Annotated in this window: 20 protein-coding genes; 14 read left to right on the top strand and 6 right to left on the bottom strand. The window is 70.4% G+C overall.

The window, feature by feature from the left end:
* The first annotated feature begins 12 nt into the window (after nt 1-12).
* The 9 genes from folE to lysS all read left to right on the top strand — a co-directional run bounded on the left by folE (nt 13) and on the right by lysS (nt 7,631).
* Nucleotides 13-597 (top strand): GTP cyclohydrolase I, encoded by a 585-nt coding sequence (gene folE / locus ABD161_RS12315; protein WP_344003314.1) that lies wholly within the window; start codon nt 13-15, stop codon nt 595-597.
* Complete coding sequence (gene folP / locus ABD161_RS12320; protein ID WP_344003317.1) at nt 594-1,391, top strand: dihydropteroate synthase; 798 nt, start codon at nt 594-596, stop codon at nt 1,389-1,391. The genes folE and folP overlap by 4 nt, the downstream gene beginning before the upstream one ends.
* Nucleotides 1,388-1,774, top strand: a complete 387-nt coding sequence (folB, locus tag ABD161_RS12325; RefSeq protein WP_344003320.1) for a dihydroneopterin aldolase — start codon at nt 1,388-1,390, stop codon at nt 1,772-1,774. The genes folP and folB overlap by 4 nt, the downstream gene beginning before the upstream one ends.
* Nucleotides 1,771-2,307 (top strand): 2-amino-4-hydroxy-6-hydroxymethyldihydropteridine diphosphokinase, encoded by a 537-nt coding sequence (folK, locus tag ABD161_RS12330; protein ID WP_425560895.1) that lies wholly within the window; start codon nt 1,771-1,773, stop codon nt 2,305-2,307. The genes folB and folK overlap by 4 nt, the downstream gene beginning before the upstream one ends.
* Entirely contained in the window at nt 2,304-2,789 is a 486-nt protein-coding gene (locus ABD161_RS12335) for a DUF3180 domain-containing protein (protein WP_344003323.1), read from the top strand. The genes folK and ABD161_RS12335 overlap by 4 nt, the downstream gene beginning before the upstream one ends.
* Entirely contained in the window at nt 2,743-3,321 is a 579-nt protein-coding gene (locus ABD161_RS12340; protein WP_135114062.1) for a PH domain-containing protein, read from the top strand. Before ABD161_RS12335 ends, ABD161_RS12340 begins: the two co-directional genes overlap by 47 nt.
* Nucleotides 3,318-5,093: a PH domain-containing protein gene (locus tag ABD161_RS12345; protein ID WP_344003329.1), complete on the top strand. Its 1,776-nt coding sequence runs from the start codon at nt 3,318-3,320 to the stop codon at nt 5,091-5,093. The genes ABD161_RS12340 and ABD161_RS12345 overlap by 4 nt, the downstream gene beginning before the upstream one ends.
* Nucleotides 5,090-5,791, top strand: coding sequence for a DUF2520 domain-containing protein (locus tag ABD161_RS12350; protein WP_344003332.1), 702 nt, complete (start codon nt 5,090-5,092; stop codon nt 5,789-5,791). The genes ABD161_RS12345 and ABD161_RS12350 overlap by 4 nt, the downstream gene beginning before the upstream one ends.
* 319 nt (nt 5,792-6,110) lie before the next feature.
* Nucleotides 6,111-7,631, top strand: coding sequence for a lysine--tRNA ligase (gene lysS, locus ABD161_RS12355; protein ID WP_344003335.1), 1,521 nt, complete (start codon nt 6,111-6,113; stop codon nt 7,629-7,631).
* 9 nt (nt 7,632-7,640) lie between these two features.
* Here lysS and ABD161_RS12360 read toward each other — a convergent pair whose 3' ends face one another.
* Nucleotides 7,641-8,771 (bottom strand): DUF4192 family protein, encoded by a 1,131-nt coding sequence (locus ABD161_RS12360; protein ID WP_344003339.1) that lies wholly within the window; start codon nt 8,769-8,771, stop codon nt 7,641-7,643.
* 121 nt (nt 8,772-8,892) lie between these two features.
* Here ABD161_RS12360 and ABD161_RS12365 point away from each other — a divergent pair, with 121 nt between their 5' ends.
* Both ABD161_RS12365 and cls read left to right on the top strand, forming a co-directional pair.
* Complete coding sequence (locus ABD161_RS12365) at nt 8,893-9,075, top strand: hypothetical protein (RefSeq protein WP_135114057.1); 183 nt, start codon at nt 8,893-8,895, stop codon at nt 9,073-9,075.
* An 80-nt stretch (nt 9,076-9,155) separates the two neighbouring features.
* Nucleotides 9,156-10,610 carry a cardiolipin synthase gene (gene cls, locus ABD161_RS12370; RefSeq protein ID WP_425560898.1) on the top strand — a complete coding sequence of 485 codons (1,455 nt, stop codon included), beginning with the start codon at nt 9,156-9,158 and terminating at the stop codon, nt 10,608-10,610.
* Here cls and ABD161_RS12375 read toward each other — a convergent pair.
* Nucleotides 10,591-11,751 (bottom strand): diacylglycerol/lipid kinase family protein, encoded by a 1,161-nt coding sequence (locus ABD161_RS12375; protein ID WP_344003346.1) that lies wholly within the window; start codon nt 11,749-11,751, stop codon nt 10,591-10,593. The genes cls and ABD161_RS12375 overlap by 20 nt on opposite strands.
* Before the next feature lie 79 nt (nt 11,752-11,830).
* On the opposite strand from ABD161_RS12375, the gene ABD161_RS12380 reads away from it, so the two are divergent.
* Nucleotides 11,831-13,552: a flavin monoamine oxidase family protein gene (locus ABD161_RS12380; protein ID WP_344003349.1), complete on the top strand. Its 1,722-nt coding sequence runs from the start codon at nt 11,831-11,833 to the stop codon at nt 13,550-13,552.
* A 4-nt stretch (nt 13,553-13,556) separates the two neighbouring features.
* Nucleotides 13,557-14,330: a carbon-nitrogen hydrolase family protein gene (locus ABD161_RS12385; RefSeq protein ID WP_344003352.1), complete on the top strand. Its 774-nt coding sequence runs from the start codon at nt 13,557-13,559 to the stop codon at nt 14,328-14,330.
* A 95-nt stretch (nt 14,331-14,425) separates the two neighbouring features.
* Here the strand turns inward: ABD161_RS12385 and ABD161_RS12390 are convergent, their stop codons facing one another.
* The 4 genes from ABD161_RS12390 to ABD161_RS12405 form a co-directional block, all read right to left on the bottom strand.
* A complete protein-coding gene (locus ABD161_RS12390) occupies nt 14,426-15,586 on the bottom strand; it encodes an acyl-CoA dehydrogenase family protein (RefSeq protein ID WP_344003355.1) in 1,161 nt (386 codons plus the stop codon).
* A gap of 37 nt (nt 15,587-15,623) precedes the next feature.
* Complete coding sequence (locus ABD161_RS12395) at nt 15,624-16,787, bottom strand: CaiB/BaiF CoA transferase family protein (protein ID WP_344003358.1); 1,164 nt, start codon at nt 16,785-16,787, stop codon at nt 15,624-15,626.
* On the bottom strand, nt 16,784-17,350 hold the full coding sequence (locus tag ABD161_RS12400; protein WP_344003361.1) for a GNAT family N-acetyltransferase: 567 nt from the start codon (nt 17,348-17,350) through the stop codon (nt 16,784-16,786). Before ABD161_RS12400 ends, ABD161_RS12395 begins: the two co-directional genes overlap by 4 nt.
* Before the next feature lie 64 nt (nt 17,351-17,414).
* A complete protein-coding gene (locus ABD161_RS12405; protein ID WP_344003364.1) occupies nt 17,415-17,714 on the bottom strand; it encodes a helix-turn-helix domain-containing protein in 300 nt (99 codons plus the stop codon).
* Nucleotides 17,715-17,784: 70 nt separating this feature from the next.
* Between ABD161_RS12405 and ABD161_RS12410 the strand changes: the two genes are divergently transcribed.
* The gene (locus ABD161_RS12410; protein WP_344003367.1) at nt 17,785-22,776 is read left to right on the top strand and encodes a type ISP restriction/modification enzyme; all 4,992 of its coding nucleotides are present in this window, start codon (nt 17,785-17,787) and stop codon (nt 22,774-22,776) included.
* The last annotated feature ends 2 nt before the right edge of the window (nt 22,777-22,778 follow it).

Raw genomic sequence — 22,778 nt, forward strand, 5'->3', positions numbered from 1 at the left:
TAGGATGAGCCGGTGCCAGTCGACAGGGAGCGCGTCGCCGCGCTGACGCGGGAGCTGCTGGTCGCGATCGGCGAGGATCCGGATCGTCCCGGTCTGCGCCAGACGCCCGAGCGCGTCGCCGACGCGTACGCCGAGTTCTTCGCGGGCGTCGGCGGCGACCCGGCCGAGCCGCTCTCGCACACGATCAGCGTCGCGCAGGGCCCCGCTCCCGACACGCTGCCGTCGGGCGCGGTGATGCTGCGGGACGTCCGGTTCCGCTCGATCTGCGAGCACCACCTGCTGCCGTTTGCGGGGCACGCGCACATCGCTTACCTGCCGGGTGAGCAGGTCGTGGGGCTCGGCGCGCTGCCGAAGGTGGTCGAGATCCTCGCCGCCCGCCCGCAGGTGCAGGAGCGTCTCGGCGAGCAGATCGCCGACACGATCGCCTCCTCCCTCGATGCCCGCGGTGTGCTCGTGGTGCTCGAGGCGTCCCACCAGTGCGTGACGATGCGCGGCGCGCGCCAGAGCGACAGCTCGACGGTCACGATCGCGGCCCGCGGCGAGCTCGCCGAGCCCGCCGCACGCGCGGAGATCATCGCGCTCCTGGGGCGCTCATGACGCAGATCTGGGGCATCGTCAACGTCACGCCCGACTCGTTCAGCGACGGCGGGCGGTTCTTCGACCCGGCCGCGGCAATCGCGCACGGCCGGATGCTGCGGGAGCAGGGGGCGGACGTCCTCGACGTCGGCGGCGAGTCGACGCGGCCCGGTTCCGAGCCCATCGGGGCCGAGGAGGAGATCCGACGCATCCTGCCTGTGATCGAGGCGCTCGCGGCCGATGGCGCCGTGGTCAGCGTCGACACCTATCGCGCCGAGACCGCGCGGGCGGCGCTCGCCGCCGGCGCGCGGATCGTCAACGACGTCGCGGGCGGCCTCGCCGATCCGCAGATCCTGGAGGTCGTCGCGGAGGCGCACGCGTTCGTCGCGCTGGGGCACTGGCGCGGGCCGTCGGCGGACATGTACGCGAACGCGGCCTACGACCGGATCGGCGCGGAGGTCGCCGCCGAGCTGCGCGATCGCACCGAGGACGCGCTCGCGGCCGGCGTGCTGCGCGAGCGCATCATCGTCGACCCGGGCATCGGGTTCGCGAAGGCCGGCGAGCAGAACTGGACGCTGCTGCGCCAGCTCGACGAGGTGCGCCGGCTCGGGTTCCCCGTGCTGATCGGCACCTCCCGCAAGCGGTTCCTGAGCACCGCGCTCGGCGAGGACGCATCCGAGCAGCGCAAGGATCTCGCGACGGCGGTGACGAGCGCCTTCGCGGCGCGCCACGGCCTGCACGCCGTGCGCGTTCACGACGTCGCCTCCACGCGGGACGCGATCGCGGTCATGGAGGCATGGGAGGGATGGGGATGAGCTCGCTGGACACGATCACTCTGACGGGCCTGCGCGCCTTCGGGCGCCACGGCGTCTTCGATTTCGAACGCGAGAACGGGCAGGAGTTCGTCGTCGACCTCGCGCTCGGGGTGTCCACCAAGAAGGCGGCGAAGAGCGATGACGTCGCCGACACCGTGCACTACGGCGAGCTCGCCGAGAAGGTCGTCGCGATCGTCGGCGGCGAGCCGGTGAACCTCATCGAGACCCTCGCGCACCGCATCGCCGGCGCCGTGATGGAGGACGAGCGCGTCCACTTCCTCGCCGTCACCGTGCACAAGCCGCACGCGCCGATCCAGGCGCAGTTCCAGGATGTCGCCGTCACCGTCCACGCGACCCGGGAAGACCACGGGACGCACCGATGAGCCGCAACCTGCGGATGCCGCTGGGCCCGCCGCCGACGGCCGAGCCGCGCGCGACGGTCACGGCCGTCGTCGCCCTGGGGGCCAACCTCGGGGACCGCGAGGCGACCCTCGAGAACGCGCTCGCCGAGCTGCGCCGGCTGCCGCTCGTCGACGAGGTGACCGCGTCGATGCCGATCGAGTCGGTCGCGCTGACGCTGGAGGGGCCGGATGAATCCGAGCCCGCGTACCTCAACGCCGTGGCGCTCGTGCGCACGCGCCTGGCGCCGTCCGTCCTGCTCGGGATGCTCCACGCGATCGAGGCCCGGCACGGGCGGGAGCGCCGCGAGAAGTGGGGCGCCCGCACCCTCGATCTCGACCTGATCGCGTACGGCGACGTGGAGTCCGACGACGAGAGGCTGCGGCTGCCGCACCCGCGCGCCGCCGAGCGCGACTTCGTCCTCGCTCCCTGGCTCGAGGTGGATCCGGATGCCGTCCTCCCCGGTCGGGGCCGCGTCGCCGACCTCCTGGCGGCGCTGCGCGGAGGAGGCGCATGACCCGAACGTCGCCCCTCGCCCTGATCGTCGCCGCCGTGCTCGGCGGTGGCGTCGGATTCCTCGTCGATCACCTGCTCACCCTGTCGGGCCGGCCGACGTTCTCGCCCGCCGTGGGCCTGCCCATCCTGCTCGTGCTGCTCGGCGCGATCACGCTGGCACTCGCGTGGCCCGTGCGTCGGTCGGTGCGCTCGGCGGACGCCCCGCGCGTGGATCCGTTCCGCGCCGTCCGGATCGCCATGCTCGCCAAGGCGTCGAGCCTCGTCGGCGCGGCGTTCCTCGGCGCAGCGCTCGGCCTCGTCCTCTACGTCTCGACGCGACCGGTGACCCCCGGGCTAGGCTCGATGGCGACGACCATCGCGACAATCGCGGCGGGTGCCGTGCTGGTGGTGGCGGCCCTGGTCGCGGAGCATTTCTGCAGCCTGCCGAAGGATCCTGATGAGCGAGATCGAGACGACGCCGAGCCCGGAGAGCCCGCGCACTGACCCGCCGGTGCTCGACCAGGGCACGTACACCGCGATCCGCGAGCCGCGCGGCGCGGGGCGCCTGGAGCTCGACGGCCAGTGGCACCAGATCTCGCCGAAGTACGTCGCGTCGCAGACCGTGCAGAACGGGATCTTCCTGGTGGTCGTGCTCGCCGCGGTCATCGCCGCCTGGCTGATCCTCGGACACTGGTGGCCGTGGCTGCCGGGCGGCGTCCTGATCCTGACGACGCTCATCACGCAGATCGTCCTGCCGCGTCAGGCCCGCGCCCTCGGCTACATGCTGCGCGCCGACGACCTCGTGTTCCGCAAGGGCATCCTGTGGCAGCGGATGATCGCCGTTCCGTACGGCCGGATGCAGCTGATCGACATCACCCACGGGCCGATGGATCGGGCGTTCGGGATCGCGAAGCTCAAGATGGTCACGGCCGCGGCGACGACCGGCGTCGAGATCCCCGGGCTGGGCCGCGAGGCCTCCGAGGCGCTGCGCGACACCCTGATCCACGTGGCCGAGACGCGACGGACGGGCCTGTGACGGATCCGCAGGCCACCGCTCCGCAGCCGGCGCAGCAGCAGCCGCTTGCCGACGGCGGCTCGTCCTCCCTCGCGGACGGCGGCTGGCACCGCCTTCACCCGCTGACCCCCCTGTTCCAGGGCGGCCTGGTGCTGATCATCGTCGCCGGCATCGTGCTGTCGAACTTCCGCGACCACGCCGTGTTCTGGTTCATCTCGATCGTCGCGCCGGGCGAGCTCGACGACGACGAGATCGACCCGAGCGAGGGCGACTTCTTCGGCTTCCTGTTCGAGAACAACCTGATCCTGCTCGGCCTCGGCATCCTCCTTGCCGTGCTCGTGGTGCTGATCGTCGCCTTCTGGGTCGTCTGGCGCTTCCACCAGTTCCGCATCACGGGCGACGACGTCGAGGTGCGCAAGGGGATCGTCTTCCGCTCGCACCGCCGGGCACCGCTCGACCGGGTGCAGGGAGTGAACCTCACGCGCCCGTTCCCCGCACGGATCATCGGCATGGCCAAGCTCGAGGTCGTCGGCGCGGGAACCGACGCGAACGTCGGGCTCGAGTACCTCTCGACGGACCGTGCCGAGCAGGTGCGCAGCGACATCCTGCGGCTCGCGTCCGGCGCCCGCGCGGCGCGGCAGGCCGCGCGTGACGAGGCCGCCGGAGTCGCTGCGCGCGCGCGCCTCGTGGATGCCCTGAACCAGGGCGTGACCGGGATGATCGACGGCGTCGACCGCGCGGATGTCGCGCCCGAGAGCGTCGTCCACATCCCCGCCGGCCGCCTGATCGCCGCGCAGCTGCTTCACGGGGCGCTGTGGCTCGTGCTGTTCGCGGTCGTCTGGGGGACGAGCGTGCTCCTTCCGCTGCTGCTGAGCACCGACGGCACCGAGGGCACCGTGATCACCATCGGCGTCGGGCTCGGCACGGGAATCCCGATGGTGTTCGCGGCCGTGGCGATCACGTGGTCGCAGATCTCGAAGTCGCTCCGCTACGCGATCGCGCCGACGCCCGACGGCGTGCGGGTGACATTCGGCCTGTTCACGACCATCACCGAGACCCTGCCTCCCGGTCGGATCTTCGCGGTCGAGGTGACGCAGTCGATCCTGTGGCGCCCGTTCGGCTGGTGGGCGATCAAGATCAACCGGATGAGCGGCAAGAGCGCCGCGCAGCAGCAGTCGGGAACCGCGCAGCAGTTCAACACGGTGCTGCCAGTGGGGACGCGCGCCGACGTCGAGCGGGTGCTGTCGCTGATCCTGCCGGGTGTGCCGCGCGAGGACTGGCCGCTGCTGTGGGACCACGGAATGCTCGGCCCCGTGCCGGATGTCGCGGATCCGTACCGGACGATGGCGCGACGCGCCTGGTGGCGCCGGCCGGTGTCGTGGCGCCGCCACGGCTTCGCGCTCACCTCGTACGCGCTCGTGCTGCGGCGCGGGGTGGTGTGGCGAAAGCTCGCGCTGTTCCCGCTCGCCCGCCTGCAGGGGATCTCGATCCAGCAGGGGCCGATCGACCGCTGGCAGCGCGTCGCGGCGGCGCAGGTGCACACGGTGCAGGGCCCGGTGCTCGGTCATGTCGTCGGCCTTGAGCGCGACGACGTGATCGGGCTGCTCGAGGACGTCAGCCGCGGAGCGGTCGCCGCCGCGGCGGCCGACCAGTCGCACCGGTGGCTGCAGCACCTCGCTCCCGTCGAGGAGCCCGTGCCGGAGGGCGAGGAGCCGGCGGTGGCGCCCGCGCCTGTCGCGGCCGCGCCTGTGCCGCCCGCCCCGTTCGGGAGCAGCGAGGAGCCCCGGGCATGAACCGCGACGGACGTCTCGGGGTCGGCATCATCGGCGCCGGACGGGTCGGCCCGGTGGTGGGCGCCGCGCTCGCCGGAGCCGGTCATGCCCTCACGGGCATCACCAGCGGCTCGGATGACGAGCGCGTCGAGGCGATCCTGCCCGGCGTGCCGGTGCTCGACGCCCTCGAGGTCGTGCGGCGCAGCGAGCTGGTGATCGTGGCGGTTCCGCATGCCGAGCTGCCGGGCCTCGTCTCGGGCCTCGCCGAGCTCGGCGCCTGGCAGGTGGGCCAGCTCGTGCTTCACACCGACGCCGCGTACGGGATCGAGGTGCTGCGGCCGGCGGCCGAGCGCGGGGCCATCCCGCTGGCGGTGCACCCGGCGGTCGCCTTCACCGGCACCAGCATCGACCTCCGCCAGCTCGCGGCGTCCTACGCCGCCGTGACCGCCCCGGCCGCGGTGCTGCCGATCGCGCAGGCGATCGCCGTCGAGCTCGGCTGCGAGCCGGTCGTCGTCGCCGAGCAGGATCGCGCCGCGTACGCGGAGGCGATCGCGACCGCCTCCGAGTTCTCGCGGCAGATCGTCCACCAGGCCACCGGCATCCTCCGCGGCATCGGGGTCGAGAACCCCGGCGGCTACCTCTCGGCCCTCGTGCGCTCGACGGTGGACCACGCGCTCGCCGAGGCGTCGCCCACGGTGATCCTGCCTCCCGAGGAGTAAGGAGTCGGGTTTCATCCCACCTTCCGCCTGTACCCCTTGGCGAGCGAAGCGAGCGTGCTTCTTTTCCCGCTTCGCGGGGTAGTGCAGTGAGCGTGCGCGATCCTTCGCCCGACGCTTCGCGCCGGGGCTCTGGAATCGCGGGCTGTCGCTGTGCTCCATCCGCCGACGGGCGTTGCGTTTTCGAGGTGGTCGGCAGTCGCTTCGCTCCACGCTCGCTTCGCTCGCACAGGGGTACATGCCGGGACCGGCGTACAGGCCGCGCCGGCTCGACCAGTCCTCTCAGATAAACGGGAACCGGGGCCCGCATAGGATTGAGCACATGCCTGAAACGCCCGCCGAGAACGCGCCCGAGCCCACCGAAGAGGACATCTTCGAGCAGAAGGCCGTGCGGCTGGCGAAGCGCGAGCGGCTCATCGCCGAGCGCGACACCGCGGCCGGCGGGGCGTATCCCGTGTCGGTGCCGGTGACGCACACGATCCCGGCGCTGCGCGCGACGTACGGCGAGCTCGAGGCGGGGGCCGAGACCGGCGAGACCGCCGCGGTCGCCGGGCGGATCGTGTTCAGCCGCAACACCGGCAAGCTCTGCTTCGCGACGCTGCAGTCGGGCGACGGATCGCGCATCCAGGCGATGGTGTCGCTGGCGAACGTCGGCGACGACTCGCTGCAGCGCTGGAAGGAGCTCGTCGACCTCGGCGACCACGTCGCCGTGTCCGGCGAGATCATCTCGAGCCGCCGCGGCGAGCTGTCGATCATGGTGTCGGCGTGGGAGATCGCGGCGAAGGCCATCCTGCCCCTGCCCAACATGTACACCGAGCTCAACGAGGAGAGCCGCGTCCGCAGCCGCTTCCTCGACCTGATCGTGCGCGACACCGCCCGCACCACCGTGCGCGCCCGCGCGACGGTCAACGCGAGCCTGCGTGCAACGTTCGCCGGCCACGACTTCGTCGAGGTCGAGACGCCCATGCTGCAGGTTCAGCCGGGCGGCGCGACCGCGCGTCCGTTCATCACCCACTCGAACGCGTTCGACACCGACCTGTACCTGCGCATCGCACCGGAGCTGTACCTGAAGCGCGCCGTGGTGGGCGGCATCGATCGCGTGTTCGAGATCAACCGCAACTTCCGCAACGAGGGCGCCGACTCGACGCACAGCCCCGAGTTCGCGATGCTCGAGGCCTACCAGGCGTACAGCGACTACAACGGCATCGCCGACCTCACGCAGGAGCTGATCCAGAACGCCGCGGTCGCGGTGGCCGGATCCACCACGGTCACGTGGGCGGACGGCACCGAGTTCGACCTCGGGGGCGAGTGGGACCGCGTGTCGATGTACCCGTCGCTGTCGGAGGCCGCGGGCGTCGAGGTCACCCCGGAGACCGGCATGGACGAGCTGCTGAAGCTCGCCGAGGACAACGGCGTCGAGGTGCCGTCGCACGCGACGCACGGGAAGCTCGTCGAGGAGCTCTGGGAGCACTTCGTCAAGCAGTACCTGACGCGCCCCACGTTCGTGATGGACTTCCCGGTCGACACCAGCCCGCTCGTGCGCGAGCACCGGTCGATCCCGGGCGTCGTCGAGAAGTGGGACCTCTACGTGCGCGGCTTCGAGCTCGCCACGGGCTACTCCGAGCTCGTCGACCCGGTCATCCAGCGCGAGCGGTTCGTCGAGCAGGCGAAGCTCGCGGGGCGCGGCGACGACGAGGCGATGCGGATCGACGAGGAGTTCCTCCGCGCCCTCGAGCACGGAATGCCCCCCACGGGTGGCATGGGAATGGGAATCGACCGCCTGCTGATGGCGATCACAGGCCTCGGCATCCGCGAGACGATCCTCTTCCCGCTCGTCAAGTAGCACCGCCCTCTACCGCCGCGACTTCACCCACCGGCGCCGCTCGTCGCGGTTCTTCGGGGGCGGGCCGGGGATCGCCCGGTCGAGCGCCCAGGACGGCAGGTGCGCGTGCCGGATCATCGTCGCGACGATGTTGGCGAGGCCGTGGGCGGAGTTGATCTCCTGCGCGAGCCGCACGTAGTGCGCGGCGTGCGTCGACGATCCGAGCGCCCAGCACAGCCACGCGGCCGAGGCGAGCACGCCGGTGCGCAGGCGCGGCGGCGCGACCGAGGCGACCTTCTTGGTGACCTCGAGCGCGCGGCGCAGTCGCTCGGGGTCGGGTCGCGGCCCCTCGCCGGCAAGACGGAGCGGACCGCGGAAGTCGGACGCCGTCCCCTCCAGCCAGGACACGTTGAACTGCTGGACCTCCCTTCCCTCCGCGAGGTCGCCGCACCACTGGCTGAGCGCGATGTCGCGGGCCGCCGGACGCTCGAGCGCGAGGACCAGCAGTGCGAGCGCCTCCGCGGAGAGCTCCGCGTCGCTCGTCACGGCGTCCTCGAAGGCCAGGATGAGTTCCGGATCCGCGGGGTTCAGGGTCAGCGCGCGGATCGCCTGCGCGACGCGATCCCGTTCGTCCGCGTCGCTCGGGGGCAGCTCGAGGCCGGCGTGCTGGTCGGCGAGCGGCGCACCGTCGCCGAAGTCGAGGTCCTCGGGGCGGATCAGGTCGAGCGGGCTCCCCGAGTACGGGCCGTCCGGCTCGAGGTACGACCCCCACGCATCGGCCGCGACGCACAGGGCATCGACGACGGCATAGTCGGCCGCCTCGGCGCACCGCACGAGGGCCTCGACGAATGCGGCGCGCGCGATCCTTCCCCGCTCGTCGCGGTAGCCGTCGTCGGTGTAGACGACGATCGCGATCCGGTTCGCGTGGCGGACACGCGTGAACAAGCCGATGAAGCTCGCGGCGAGTTCGGCCGGGTCTGGCTCGTCGGCGCCCGGCAGGTCGACGCGCAGCGCGCCGCGCGTGCGCTTGTCGGCGAAGGGAACGAGCACCACGCTGTCGCGCGGGTGGCATCCCGCGAGATGCGGGATGAGCGAGAGGAACTCAGCGCTGTCGCCCGCACGGACGATCACGGGGCTGGGAGCGGAGGGCTGCAAGGTCATGCGTCGAGCCTGTCCGCGGCCCGCCGGCCGGCCCAGGGTGAAGGAGGGGAACAGGGCATTCATGCCCCTGTGCACGAGTCATCCGGCGGTTGTACACAGCCGACGGCCGTACCATTGAGGTGTGGACGAATACTGGCTGGCAGTGGTGTGGTCGCTCCTGCCGACCGTCGTCATCTGCGTGATCTTCTGGTACGTGCTGCGCAGCATCCTGCGCTTCGACCGCACCGAGCGTCGCGCCTACGCGCGCATCGAGGCCGAGGAGCGCGCGAAGCGCGGTCTCCCGCCCCGCGACGCCGCGGAATGACGCCCGGCCGCGTCTGAGCCGGCCGCGTCCGACGCCCCCGATACGCTGGGGACGACCGCGCGAGAGGGGTGTCTTTGGACCTGTTCCTGGATCCGTCGTGGTCGCTGATCGCCGTCACGGTCATCGACCTCACGATCCGCGTCGTCGCGGTCATCATCGTCCCGCGCAACCGCCGCCCCACGGCAGGGATGGCGTGGCTGCTGGCGATCTTCTTCCTGCCCATCCCCGGCCTGCTGCTGTTCCTGCTGATCGGCAACCCGCGCCTGCCGCGGCACCGAAGGCGGCGGCAGCAGCAGATCAACGAGTACATCCACGAGGCGCGCGAGTACCTCGAGCGCGGCAGCCTGCGCCCCAACGAGCCGGCGTGGTTCACCTCGCTCGTTCGCATGAACCGCGAGCTCGGCGCCATGCCGCTCACGGGAGACAACGGCGCGCGCCTGATCCGCGACTACGACGAGAGCCTCGCCGAGATGGCCGCCGCCATCCGCAGCGCGCGCGAGTACGTGCACGTCGAGTTCTACATCTTCAAGTCCGACGAGACCACGGATGACTTCTTCCGCGCGCTCGAGGAGGTGCGCGAGCGCGGCATCCCGGTGCGGGTGCTCATCGATCACTGGGCGAACCTCTCGAAGCCCTACCACCGCCGCACGCTGAAGCGCCTCGACGCGATGGGTGCCGAGTGGCGCTTCGCGCTGCCGATCCAGCCGCTGCGCGGAAAGTGGCAGCGCCCCGACCTGCGCAACCACCGGAAGATCCTGGTCGTCGACGGCGACGTCGCGTTCCTGGGTTCGCAGAACATCACCGCGGCCAGCTACAACCTGCGTGCGAACATCCGCCGCGGGCTGCAGTGGGTCGACCTGATGGTGCGCCTCGACGGGCCGATCGTCTCGAGCGTGAACGCCGTCTTCCTGTCCGATTGGTTCAGCGAGGCGAGCGAGGTGCCCGAGGGAATCGACCTCAAGAAGATGGAAGCGGGGTCGGGCGACCTCGACTGCCAGATCGTGCCGTCGGGGCCCGGGTTCGAGGTCGAGAACAACCTGCGGCTGTTCCTCGGGCTGCTGTACGCGGCACAGAAGCGCGTCATCATGATCAGCCCCTACTTCGTGCCGGACGAGGCCCTGCTGCTCGCCATCACGGCGGCCACAAAGCGCGGCCTGCAGGTCGAGCTGTTCGTGTCGGAGGAGGGCGACCAGGCCGTCGTCTACCACGCGCAGCGCAGCTACTACGAGGCGCTGCTGCGCGCCGGCGTGCGCATCTGGCTCTACCCGAAGCCGTACATCCTCCACACCAAGGGTGTGACGATCGACGACGAGGTCGCCGTGATCGGCTCGAGCAACATGGACATGCGCTCGTTCGGTCTGAACCTCGAGATCACGCTGCTCGTGCGCGGCGAGGAGTTCGTGCAGCAGATGCGCGAGGTCGAGGCCGAGTACCGCGACCTGAGCCGCGAGCTCACGCTCGACGAGTGGCTCCAGCAGCCGCTGCGCTCGACCGTGCTCGACAACCTCGCGCGGCTCACGAGCGCTCTGCAGTAGCCGCGCCGGTCGCGGCCTGGACGTCGGCCTTCGGCTGCTTCGCGCGCACGTCGTGGCCCTTGGGCACGTTGACGAGCAGGTTGCCCTTCTCGATGCGGCACGACACGCGGGTCGCCTCGCCGAACTCGTCGCCGTCGAGCTGCACCTCCTGCGGCATCGGCGTCGCCGCCTCTGCCGCGATGCCGCGCAGGTAGCGCACCGACGCGTCACGGCCACGGCGCTCGAGCACCGCCCGGCCCGCGCGTGTGCGCCGCAGCACGGAGTTGTCCCACCACACCTTGCGCCACACGCCGAGCCACCCGAAGGGGCCCGTCGGCTGCATCAGCGCGACGTCGAGCTCGCCGTCGAGCACCGACCCGTCGGGGATCAGCGAGATGCCGCCCGGCAGCTCGCCGCAGTTCGCGAACAGGATGCTCTGCACCTTCGCCGTGTGCAGGCGGGCCGACGTCGGGATCGCCTGGGTCTGACCGCGGCGGATCGGGTTCTTCACGACCTCGAACGTGATGCGGAACGGCTCCGCACCCGCGAGGGAGCGGGCGGCGCCGTCGACGTACGCGACCCAGCCGACCGACTTCTTCAGCTCGGGCTTGGTGTTCGCGATCATCGCGGCATCCAGGCCCATCCCCGCCATCACGACGAACGCGTGCTCCTCGACGTGGCCGTCGGGGCGGCGGATGGCCGCGACGCAGATGTCGACCTCCACGGTGTCGCCGTCGAAGGCGCCGGCGACCGCGTCCTCCTGGCGGTCGAGCGGCAGGCGCAGGTTGCGGGCGAGCAGGTTGCCCGTCCCGCTCGGGACGATCGTGAGGGGGACGCCGGATCCGCGGATCGCCTCCGACACGGCGCGGACGGTGCCGTCGCCGCCGGCGACGAGCACGGCATCCACGTTCTCGTCGAGCGCCTGGCGGGTGGTCGCCTGGCCGGGGTCCTCGACCGACGTCTCGAGCAGCAGCGGCGGCTGCCATCCTGCCTCGGCCGAGTGCCGCTCGACCAGCGCGCAGAGCGCCGGTCCGTCGACCTTGACGGGGTTGAAGATGAGCGCTGCCCGCTTCGACGACGCCGTCCAGTCGGCGGGGGCGAGGTCCTGCTCCTGATCCTTGGACGACACTTCGTCTCCCTTCGGTCGCTGGGCACGGCGCATGCGGTCAGCCTAGAGGGCCGGACGCGGCCGGGGTTCGGGGGCTCGCGATGAGCGGGCGAGCCGTGGTTACGATGAGCCGATGAGCGCCGCTGCCGAACCGACCACCGACGAGCCGTCCGCCGAGGAGGGCTTCCTCACGGGCCCTGGCGAAGCCGCCGGTGTGACGATGTTCGGGCCCGACTTCCCGTTCCCGTTCGACGACTGGATCTCGCACCGGGCGGGCCTCGGCGCGATCCCCGAGCAGGCGCACGGCCGCGAGGTCGCGATCGTCGGCGCGGGCCTGGCCGGGATGGTGTCGGCGTACGAGCTGATGAGCCTGGGCCTCAAGCCCGTCATCTACGAGCCCACGCGGATCGGCGGGCGCCTGCGCACGCACCGGTTCGAGGGCGGCGACGGCGCGGTCGCCGAGCTCGGCGGCATGCGGTTCCCCCGCTCGGGCGCCGCCTTCTTCCACTACGCCGACCGGCTGGGCCTCAGGCACCGGCCGTTCCCCAACCCTCTCACCGAGGCGGCCGGCAGCACGGTCATCGACCTGTGGGGCGAGACGCACTACGCGCGCACGCTCGATGACCTGCCGGAGTTCTACCGCGAGGTGTCGGACGCGTGGGATGCCGCGCTCGAGGAGATCGGCTTCACCGGGCTTCAGGATGCCATCCGCCGCCGCGACGCCGCCGGGCTGAAGCGCCAGTGGGACGAGCTCGTCCGCACCTGGGACGACCGGACCTTCTATGACTTCATCGCCAGCTCGAAGGCGTTCTCGAAGCTGTCGTTCCGGCACCGCGAGGCCTTCGGTCAGGTCGGTTTCGGCACGGGCGGCTGGGACTCCGACTTCCCCAACTCGATGCTCGAGATCCTGCGCGTCGCGGTGCTCGAGTGCGACACCGACCAGCGCCTGATCGAGGGCGGCGTCGAGCAGCTTCCGCGCGGGCTGTGGGACCTCCCGGTGCGGCCGGGAAGCCCATGGCCCGAGGGGACGACGCTCGCCGCGCTCCATGGCGGGGCGACGCTGCCGGCGGCATCCGCGATCTGTCGCTCCGCGGACGGCGAGGCGTTCGACGTCCGGGACCGCTGGGGCACCACCCGCCGCCACGATGCGGTCGTCGCGACGTGCCAGAGCTGGCTGCTGACGACCGAGATCGACTGCGACGAGAGCCTGTTCTCGCAGGACATGTGGATGGCGCTCGACCGCACGCGCTACATGCAGTCGACGAAGACCTTCGTGATGGTGGACGAGCCGTTCTGGAAGCGGACCGACCCCGCGACCGGCCGCGATGTGATGAGCATGACGCTCACCGACCGCCTCACGCGCGGCACCTACCTGTTCGACAACGGGCCGGGAAAGCCCGCGGTGATCTGCCTGTCGTACTCGTGGATGTCCGACTCGCTGACGATGCTCCCGCACTCGGTCGACCGGCGCGTCGACCTGGCGCTCAACGCGCTGGCGAAGATCTACCCGGACGTCGACATCCGCAGCCACATCGTCGGCGACCCGGTCACGGTGACGTGGGAGGACGATCCGTACTTCCTCGGGGCGTTCAAGGGCGCGCTTCCCGGGCATTACCGCTACAACCACCGGATGTACACGCACTTCATGCAGGATGGGGCGCCCGACGCCGAGCGCGGCATCTTCATCGCGGGCGACGACGTGTCGTTCACCCCGGCCTGGGCCGAGGGGGCCGTGCAGACGGCGCTGAACGCGGTGTGGGGAGTGATGCACCACTTCGGCGGCGCCTCGTCGCCCGAGAACCCCGGGCCGGGCGACCGGTTCGCCGAGCTCGCTCCCGTGGCGCTGCCGGAGTAGGCCGATGAACCCCCGCCCGCTGCGTGTCGCCGTCTGGCAGTGCGCGTCATCGCCCGGAGACGTGGCGGGCAACCTCGCCCGGCTCGCGGATGCGGCCTCGCGCGCGGCGGAGGCCGGGGCGGATGTGCTCGTCACTCCCGAGATGTTCGTCACCGGGTACGACATCGGCGCCTCGCTGACGGCCGAACTGGCAGAGCCGGCCGACGGGCCGATCTTCGAGGCGGTCGCGGGGATCACGCGCCGCACCGGCGTGGCGGTGGCGTACGGCTATCCGGAGCTGCTGCCGGACGGGCGGATCGCCAACGCGGCGCAGCTCGTCGACCACGGCCGGTCGGTCGGCGCGCACCGCAAGGCGCACCTGTTCGGTGGGCTCGACAGCGACCGGTTCGCGCCGGGGGAGCGCCCCACGGCGTTCGACTTCCGCGGACGGCGCGTCGGGATGCTGATCTGCTACGACGTGGAGTTCCCCGAGGCGGTGCGTTCGCTCGCGGTCGACGGTGCCCACGCGGTGCTCGTGCCGACCGCCAACATGGTGCCGTACGAGCTCGTGTCGACCGTGCTCGTGCGTGCCCGGGCGTACGAGAACGGCGTCGCGGTGGCGTACGCGAACTACTGCGGTGCCGAGGGAGACCAGGTGTACGCGGGGCTCAGCACCATCTGCGGGCCGGATGGCGCCGTGCTCGCGCTCGCCGCGGCCGACGGCGAGGACCTGCTCGTCGCCGACCTCGTTGGCGAGGGGCAGCCGTACCTGAGGGACCGCCGGCCCGACCTGTACTGAGGCTCAGGCGACGGTCGCTTCGGCTCGCTGGCGCTCGCTCAGCAACCGGTCCCGGTTATCGAGCGAGCGAAGCGAGTCGAGATGACCCACCGGCCTCAGCGGAACGCCTCGAGCCCCGTGATGTGGCGGCCGAGCACAAGGGTGTGCACCTCGTCCGTGCCCTCGTACGTGCGCACCGACTCGAGGTTGTTCGCGTGGCGCAGGGGCGAGTAGTCGGCCGAGACGCCGTTGCCGCCGAGGATCGTGCGGGCCTCGCGGGCGATCGCGATGGCGTCGCGCGTGTTCGCGAGCTTGCCCACCGAGATGTGGTGCGGCTGGATCTTCCCCTGCTCCTTGAGTCGGCCGAGGCGCAGGGCGATGAGCTGGCCCTGCGTGATCTTCACGGCCATGTCGGCGAGCTTCGCCTGCGTCAGCTGGAATCCCGCGATCGGGCGGCCGAACTGGATCCGCTCCTGCGCGTACGTGAGCGCGGTGACGTAGCTGTCGCGGGCGGCGCCGAGCACGCCCCACGCGATGCCGTAGCGGGCCTCGTTCAGGCACGAGAACGGCGCCTTGAGGCCCCGCGCCTCGGGCAGCTGCGCCGAGGCGGGAAGCCGCAGGCCGTCGAGCGTGATGTCGCACTGGATCGACGCGCGCATCGACATCTTCGGCTCGATCGGCGTGGCAGTGAAGCCGGGGGTGTCGGTCGGCACGACGAAGCCGCGGACGCCCTCCTCCGTCATCGCCCAGATCACGGCGACGCCGGCGATGGAGGCCAGGCCGATCCAGCGCTTTGCGCCGTCGATCACCCAGTCGTCGCCGTCGCGGCGCGCGAAGGTCTTCATGCTCCCCGGGTCGGATCCGGCGGTCGGCTCGGTGAGGCCGAAGCAGCCGACGAGCTCGCCCTTCGCCATGCGCGGCAGGTACTCGTTCTTCTGCTCCTCGGAGCCGAACTTGTAGATGGCGGACATCGCGAGCGAGCCCTGCACCGACACGAAGGTGCGGAGGCCCGAGTCGCCCGCCTCGAGCTCGAGCGCCGCCAGGCCGTACTCGACGGCCCCGCGTCCCGGGCAACCGTAGCCGGAGTAGATCATGCCGAGCAGGCCGAGACGGCCGAGTTCGGGGATGATCTCCGTCGGGAAGTGCGCCTTGTCGTACCACTGGGCGATGTTCGGGCGGATGTGTTCGTCGACGAAGCCGCGGACGGCCTCACGGGTGGCGAGTTCCTCGTCGGTGAGGAGGTCGTCGATGTCGAGCAGGTCGGTGGGGCCGGTCATCCGATCACGATATCCCGGGGTGGGCCGTTGCGCGGGATCAGCGGTCGAGCCAGGACCGGATCGCGTCGCCCTGCTCGTCGAGGGCGGGCGCCGCGCGGCGCGGCGCCTCGAAGGGCGGGTCCCAGAGCACCGGATGCCGCACCTGCCGGCCGTGCGAGGCGCCGTCCGCGGCGTGCACCTCGATGGTCGGCTCCAGCCCGAAACGCTCGGCGTACTCGAGGCCCGAGGCGATGTCGCCTGCCTGCCCCGCCGGGACGCCGATGGCGGTCAGCCGCTCCTGCCACTCGGCCGCGGTCGCCGCGGCGAGAGCCGTCTCGAGGGCGTCGCGGAGGGCGGGGCGGTGTGCGACGCGATCCGCGTTCGTGCGGAACCGCTCATCCTGCGCGACATCAGGGATCCCGAGCGCCTCGGTGAGCTTCCGGAACTGGGCGTCGTTGCCGCACGCGATCGCGAACGGGCCGTCGGCGCACTGGAGCAGTTCGTACGGCGCGATGGAGGGGTGCATGTTCCCCATGCGGGTGGGGGAGGCGCCGGCCCCGAGGTGGGCGGAGGCCTGGTTCGCGAGCGCTCCCTGCAGGCTGCTGAGGAGGGAGACCTCGATGCGGGACCCCTCGCCGGTCGCCTCGCGGCGGCGCAGCGCGGCGAGGACCCCGATGACCGCGTCCTTGCCGGTGAGCACGTCGACCACGGCGACGCCGACCTTCATCGGGTCGCCATCGGGCGCGCCCGTGATGTGCATCAGGCCGCCGATCGCCTGCACCACGAAGTCGTAGCCGGGAAGCTGCGCGCCGCCTGTCGATCCGAAGCCGGTGATGGACACGTAGACGACGCCGGGGTTCTCTCGGGCGACGTCGTCGTAGCCGAGGCCGACGCGGTCGAGCGTGCCGGGGAGGAAGTTCTCGATCACGACGTCGGCGCGCTGCGCGAGCCGCTTCGCGCGGTCGAGGTCGGCCGGGTCCTTCAGGTCGAGCGCGACGGACTCCTTGTTGCGGTTGACGCCCTCGAAGTACGTGGCGGCGTGCGGGCTCCACGGCGGGCCCCAGGCGCGGGTGTCGTCGCCGGTGCCGGGGCGCTCGACCTTGACGACGCGCGCGCCGAGGTCGGCGAGGGTCATGCTCGCCAGGGGACCCGCGAGCACGCGGGAGAAGTCGGCGACCAGGATGCCGTCGAGCGGGGCGGTGGACGCCGGTGCGGCGGTCATCCGGCCCACTCCTCGGCGAGCAGGCCATAGTTCATGCCGTCCATCCACACGCCGGAGCGGTGGAGGCCGGTCTTGCGGCTGTGCTCCTCGCGGCGCATGCCGAGCCGCTCCATGACCCGCCACGACGGCTCGTTGTCCGCGAAGCAGCCCGCGTGCACGCGGCGCAGGCCCAGGGGCCCGAAGCAGATGCCGACCGCGCCGCGCACCGCCTCGGTCGCGTAGCCGCGGCCCTGGAACGCGGGGTCGAGCGTCCAGCCGAGCTCGGCCTGCACGCCCTTTCCCTGCTCGAGGATCTCGGCCTGGGCCCAGCCGTCCTCGATCTTGAGCATGAGGTCGCCGATCGGCTCGCCCTCGAGTTCGACGATCAGCGTGATGGCCAGACGCGCGGGGTCGATGAACTGCTCGTGGAAGCTGTCGTAGTCGGTGGGCGCGCGGGTGATCCACTCGCCGACCTCGGGCAGCTGCCGCCAGCGCCACACGGCCTCGGCGTCGCCGGCCACCGCTCTGCGGATCGACAGCCGCTCGGTCTGCACGGGCCAGGTCACGGCGTCGAGAAGGTCCATGGGGACAGGTTATTAGTGGGCGCCCACACGCTGGTCGCGGGCAGGCGTCGGGCGCGGCGCCGTGTCAGGCCGCGGAGCCGGCGCGTCCGCGGTGCACGCGACGGCGGGCGTCGTCGGCGCGGGTGAGGAACATCTCCGACGTGACGCCGTCGAGGAGCGTCCCGGGGTCGGCGCCCAGTGCCTCCGAGAGCCGGATCAGGGAGTGCAGGTTCGTGAGCGAGCGCCCCGTCTCATAGGCGCGGATGTTCGAGGAGTCGATGCCGGTCGCCGCGGCGAGCTCATCCTGCGTCCAGTTCCTCGCGGCGCGCGCACCCCGGATGTTCTCGCCGATGACGGCGGCTGCGGGGGACGGGACGCGGGGCACCGAATCAGCCTGAATGTGCCCGGTGGGACGTGCCAGAGTGAAAGTCACCGGGTACATGTACCGTCATGTCGTGCCCTTGACTTTTGCGCCCTCCGCCGAGCAGTCCGACCTCGAACTCGAGTTCCCGCTGGAAGCTCTGCTCGGGGAATTCGATCGTCTGGCCGACAGCGTCCGGATGAAGGGCAATTACTTCGAGCAGCTCGTCGCGCACTACCTGAAAGCAGAGCCGCTGTGGGCGGATCAGCTCGGTGCCGTGTGGCTCTGGAAGGACTGGCCGGGACGCAACGGGCTGCCCGACACCGGGATCGACATCGTCGCCGAGATCCAGGGTGGCGGGCTGCTGGCCGTGCAGGCGAAGTTCTATGCCGCCGGTCACAAGATGCAGAAGGGCGACCTCGACTCGTTCTTCGAGGCGCTCGGCAGGGAGCCGTTCACCGAAGGGCTCGTGATCGACACGACCGTCGGAGACTGGTCGGCGAACGCGGCCGAGGCGCTGAAGAACCGCAGCAAGCCCGTGCGCCGCATCGGCCGCGAGGATCTGCGTCACAGCCTGATCGACTGGTCGAGCTACGAGCTGCTGAAGCCGGAGGCGGCTCCGGCGCTGCATGAGCGCAAGACGCTGCGCGCGCATCAGCACGACGCGATCCGTGCGGTGATGGAGGGACTCCCGGCCGATGGGGGAGCCGACCGCGGCAAGCTGATCATGGCCTGCGGGACGGGCAAGACCTTCACGGCCCTGAAGCTCGCCGAACGGTGGACCGAGGAGCGGGCCGGCGGAGCGGCGACCGTGCTGTTCATGGTGCCGTCGCTCGCCCTGCTGCAGCAGACGCTCGACGAATGGTCGCGGGAGAAGGATCCCGAGCTCGGCTTCCGGGCGTTCGCCGTCGGATCCGACACCAACATCGGTCGCCGGAAGAACGACGACCTCACGAGCGTGATGATGGAGGACCTCGGCGCGCCCGCCACCACGAACGGCAAGCGTCTCGCCGAGCTGCTCGGCGACACCGATGAGCAGCACGACGGGCTCACCGTCGTGTTCTCGACGTACCAGTCGATCGAGGCGGTCGCCGAGGCGCAGCGGATCCGCGGTGACGAGTTCGACCTCGTCATCTGCGACGAGGCGCACCGCACCACGGGCGTGACCCTCACGAACGAGGATGAGTCGCACTTCGTCAAGATCCACGACAACGACTTCATCGCGGCGACCAAGCGCGTCTATATGACCGCGACGCCGCGCATTTTCGCGCCCGAGGTGAAGAACGCGGCGAAGCAGAAGGACGCCGAGCTCGTCTCCATGGACGACGAGGGGCTGTACGGCGAGGTGCTGTACCGCATCGGCTTCGACGAGGCGGTGAGCAAGGGGCTTCTCACCGATTACAAGGTCGTCGTCCTCGGAATCAGCGAGGACGACATCATCGAGGGGCTCCAGAAGGATCTCTCGGTCGGCGGACATGAGCTGCAGATCACCGACATCGCGAAGCTGGTCGGCTGCTACAACGCCCTCGCCAAGCGGAACGCCGGCGAGGTCGCCGAGGGCTTCGGGTCGGACATGTCGCCCATGCGGCGCGCTGTCGCGTTCGCCAAGGACATCAAGACGTCGGAGAACGTCGCGCACGACTTCGAGGTGCTCGCCAACGGCTACCTCCGCAATCTCCTCAACGACGACCCGACCGATGACCTCGCCGTGCAGGCGATGCACGTCGACGGCACGATGAACGCGACGCAGCGCGGCGAGCGACTCGACTGGCTGAAGGCCGCGCCCGAGCAGGATGAGCTCGGCAAGCCGGTCGCGCGCGTGCTCACCAACGCGCGCTGCCTGAGTGAGGGCGTCGACGTGCCGAGCCTCGATGCGGTGCTGTTCCTCAGTCCCCGCAAGAGCCAGGTGGATGTCGTGCAGGCGGTCGGCCGCGTCATGCGCCGGGCCGAGGGCAAGCGCCTCGGCTACATCGTGCTGCCGATCGCGATCCCCGCCGGCATCTCGCCCGAGGAGGCGCTCAACGACAACGAGCGCTACAAGGTCGTCTGGCAGGTGCTTCAGGCGCTGCGCGCGCACGACGAGCGTCTGGATGCGGCGATCCAGCGGGCACAAGTCACCGGTAACCTGCCCGAGCAGGTGCTGATCGAGCGCGTCAGCCTGACCAAGCCGAAGCCGCGCAAGGACTCCCCGTTCGAGGCTCCGACCGATCCGCCCACGGACACAGAGCCGAGCACCGGATCGGGTTCGCCGACGCACGTCCAGCCGATGCTTCCCGGTCTCATCGACAGCGCCGCGGCCTGGAAGGACTCGGTCTTCGCCAAGCTCGTCGCCAAGGTCGGCGACCGCATGTACTGGGACGACTGGGCCGGCGACATCGGTCAGATCGCCCAGCGGTTCATCGCGCTGATCACGGCCCACATCAACGCCGAGGGCAACGACCGTGCGCCGTTCGAGGCGTTCGTCAAGGCGCTGCGCGCGACGGTGACGCCGAGCATCGGCGAGGCCGAGGCCATCGAGCTGCTCGCGCAGCACCTCATCACCAAGCCGGTGTTCGAGGCGATGTTCCCCGAGGGCTCGTTCACGAACGACAACCCGGTGTCGGTGTCGATGGAGCGGGTGCTCGAGACGTTCCACGAGAACGCCGCATTCGAGAAGGAGCGCGAGCCGCTCGACGCCTTCTACGCGAGCGTCACCTCCCGCATCCGCGGCCTCGACTCGGTCACCGCGAAGCAGCGGATGCTCGTCACGCTCTACGACAAGTTCTTCTCGAAGGCGTTCCCGAAGCTCGCCGACGCGATGGGCATCGTCTTCACGCCCGTGGAGGTCGTCGACTACATCCTGCGTTCGGCGGATGCCGCGCTCGCCCAGCATTTCGGCAAGCACCTGAGCGACGAGGGCGTGAACATCCTTGAGCCCTTCGTCGGCACCGGGACGTTCCTCACCCGGCTGGCGCAGACCGGCCTGATCAAGCCGCAGGATCTCGCCCGCAAGTACCAGCACGAGCTCTTCGCGAACGAGATCGTGCTGCTGAGCTATTACATCGCCGCGGTCAACATCGAGAGCGTCTTCCGCGAGTGCATGGACCAGGCGGTGGCGGCGGGGGAGCTTCCCGAGGGCACGATGCTTCCGGATGATGGCTTCCCCGGCATCTCGCTGACCGACACCTTCGCGATGGACGAGCGCGCGAGCGAACTGGCCTTGAGCGTCTTCCCCGAGAACACCGCCCGCGTGGAGGCGCAGCGCGCGACGCCTATCGACGTGATCGTGATGAACCCGCCGTACCGGTCGAATCAGGCGTCGGCGAACGACAATGCGCAGAACGCGAAGTACTCCATTGTGGATGGCCGGATTGAGGCGACCTACGCGAAACAGTCGACGGCGACGCGCAAGGCCGACCTGTATGACTCCTACTACCGCGCGCTGCGCTGGGCGACCGACCGCCTCCGACCCGAGGGTGGCGTGATCGCGTTCGTGTCGAACAGCGGTTTCGTCGATGGTGGCACCGCCGACGGTGTCCGCAAGTCCTGGGGCTCGGAGTTCTCGGACATCATCGTGTACAACCTGCGTGGTAACGCGCGCCATATGGGCGAGACCCGCAAACGGGAAGCGGGGAACGTGTTCGGTGAGGGCTCACAGACGGGCGTCGCGATCACGATCCTCGTGAAGAACCCCGTGCACAGCGGGCCCGCACGCATCCACTACGCCGACATCGGTGATTATTTGAGCCGCGAGGAGAAGATCGACAGCCTTGTAGTCGAGAGGTCTATCGAAGGCACCGCATATGGTTTGGTGACTCCCAACGATGCGGGCGACTGGATCAACCAGCGCGACGAGCGATTCGGCACTTGGCCGTCGATTGGCGACAAGAAGACAAAGGGGAGGTTGGCGACCCCCGGCCTGTTCCAGGATTTTGCGCTCGGCGTCTCCACCAATCGCGACGCCTGGGTTTACAACTTCTCCACGTCGGATCTGCGGTCGCATGTAGCGCGGTTGATCGATGAGTTCAAGGCTCTCTGTGCTGACCCCGAGCGCCCGATAGACGCGGCGCGGATCGGATGGTCTCGCAGCCTCGAAAGCCGCCGCCGGGCTTCTAAGGCGCTGTCCTCGGATTCGGGAACCGTCCGTCGGGTCAGCTATCGTCCGTTCTTCGCGTTACCGCTCTGGTTTGACTCGTCACTAATCGATAGCCCTGGGGTCGCGCGTAGATTTGCGCCGACCGCGGCCCACCAGAATCTGGCGATCGCAGTCAGCACGGACGGGCGCAAGTCGTCGCCTCCGCTCATCGTTCGTGACCTTCCGGACCTGAACGTCACCTGGTCGTCTCAAGTCTTCCCGCGGTTCACATGGGAGCTGATCGACAACGCCCCCGGCACAATCGACTTCGACTCGCTCGCCCAAGGCTCCGGCGAGGTCGTCGACGGATACCGCCGCGTGGACAACATCACCGACTCGACGCTCGCCCGCTATCGCGCCGCCGTAGGGGAGGCGCTGCCAGCGGACGACACCGCGGCGAAGGACGAGATCTTCTACTCGGTCTACGCGCTGCTGCATCACCCGACGTACCGCGAGACGTTCGCCGCCGATCTGCAGAAGATGCTCCCGCGCATCCCGGTCGTGAAGGGCTTCGCCGATTATGCGCGCATCGGTCGCGAGCTGGCCGACCTGCACGTGGACTACGAGAGCGTCGCGCCCGCCAAGCTCGGCGAGCAGATCACCTCGATCGATCCGCCCGCCGACCCGTACGAGCTCTATCGCATCGACAAGCTCGCGTGGGTGTCTCGCAAGGACCACACGGCGATCCGGTACAACGCACACCTCACGATCACGGGCATCCCGCTTGAGGAGAGCGAGTACAAGGTCGGCGGCCGCAGCCCGCTCGAATGGGTGCTCGACCGCTACAAGGTGAGCGTCGACAAGGCCTCGGGCATCGTGAACGACCCGAACGCCTGGCTGCGCGAGCACGAGAATCCGCGATACGTCGTCGACCTGATCCGCTCGCTCGTCACGGTCAGCCTCGAGACGCAGCGCCTTATCGGCGAATTGCCGCCGTTCGAAGTGATCGACGCGTCTTCACCAGCGAACTGAGC

It is taken from the genome of Microbacterium paludicola (assembly GCF_039529675.1).
In the GTDB taxonomy this organism is placed as follows: domain Bacteria; phylum Actinomycetota; class Actinomycetes; order Actinomycetales; family Microbacteriaceae; genus Microbacterium; species Microbacterium paludicola.

Coding starts and splice junctions, on each gene's coding strand:
- ABD161_RS12375 (WP_344003346.1), bottom strand. CDS start 11,751: ATGCGCCGTGCCCAGCGACCGAAGGGAGACGAAGTGTCGTCCAAGGAT.
- folK (WP_425560895.1), top strand. CDS start 1,771: ATGAGCCGCAACCTGCGGATGCCGCTGGGCCCGCCGCCGACGGCCGAG.
- ABD161_RS12390 (WP_344003355.1), bottom strand. CDS start 15,586: ATGACCGGCCCCACCGACCTGCTCGACATCGACGACCTCCTCACCGAC.
- ABD161_RS12340 (WP_135114062.1), top strand. CDS start 2,743: ATGAGCGAGATCGAGACGACGCCGAGCCCGGAGAGCCCGCGCACTGAC.
- ABD161_RS12350 (WP_344003332.1), top strand. CDS start 5,090: ATGAACCGCGACGGACGTCTCGGGGTCGGCATCATCGGCGCCGGACGG.
- lysS (WP_344003335.1), top strand. CDS start 6,111: ATGCCTGAAACGCCCGCCGAGAACGCGCCCGAGCCCACCGAAGAGGAC.
- ABD161_RS12395 (WP_344003358.1), bottom strand. CDS start 16,787: ATGACCGCCGCACCGGCGTCCACCGCCCCGCTCGACGGCATCCTGGTC.
- ABD161_RS12400 (WP_344003361.1), bottom strand. CDS start 17,350: ATGGACCTTCTCGACGCCGTGACCTGGCCCGTGCAGACCGAGCGGCTG.
- folB (WP_344003320.1), top strand. CDS start 1,388: ATGAGCTCGCTGGACACGATCACTCTGACGGGCCTGCGCGCCTTCGGG.
- ABD161_RS12385 (WP_344003352.1), top strand. CDS start 13,557: ATGAACCCCCGCCCGCTGCGTGTCGCCGTCTGGCAGTGCGCGTCATCG.
- ABD161_RS12380 (WP_344003349.1), top strand. CDS start 11,831: ATGAGCGCCGCTGCCGAACCGACCACCGACGAGCCGTCCGCCGAGGAG.
- folP (WP_344003317.1), top strand. CDS start 594: ATGACGCAGATCTGGGGCATCGTCAACGTCACGCCCGACTCGTTCAGC.
- ABD161_RS12335 (WP_344003323.1), top strand. CDS start 2,304: ATGACCCGAACGTCGCCCCTCGCCCTGATCGTCGCCGCCGTGCTCGGC.
- ABD161_RS12360 (WP_344003339.1), bottom strand. CDS start 8,771: ATGACCTTGCAGCCCTCCGCTCCCAGCCCCGTGATCGTCCGTGCGGGC.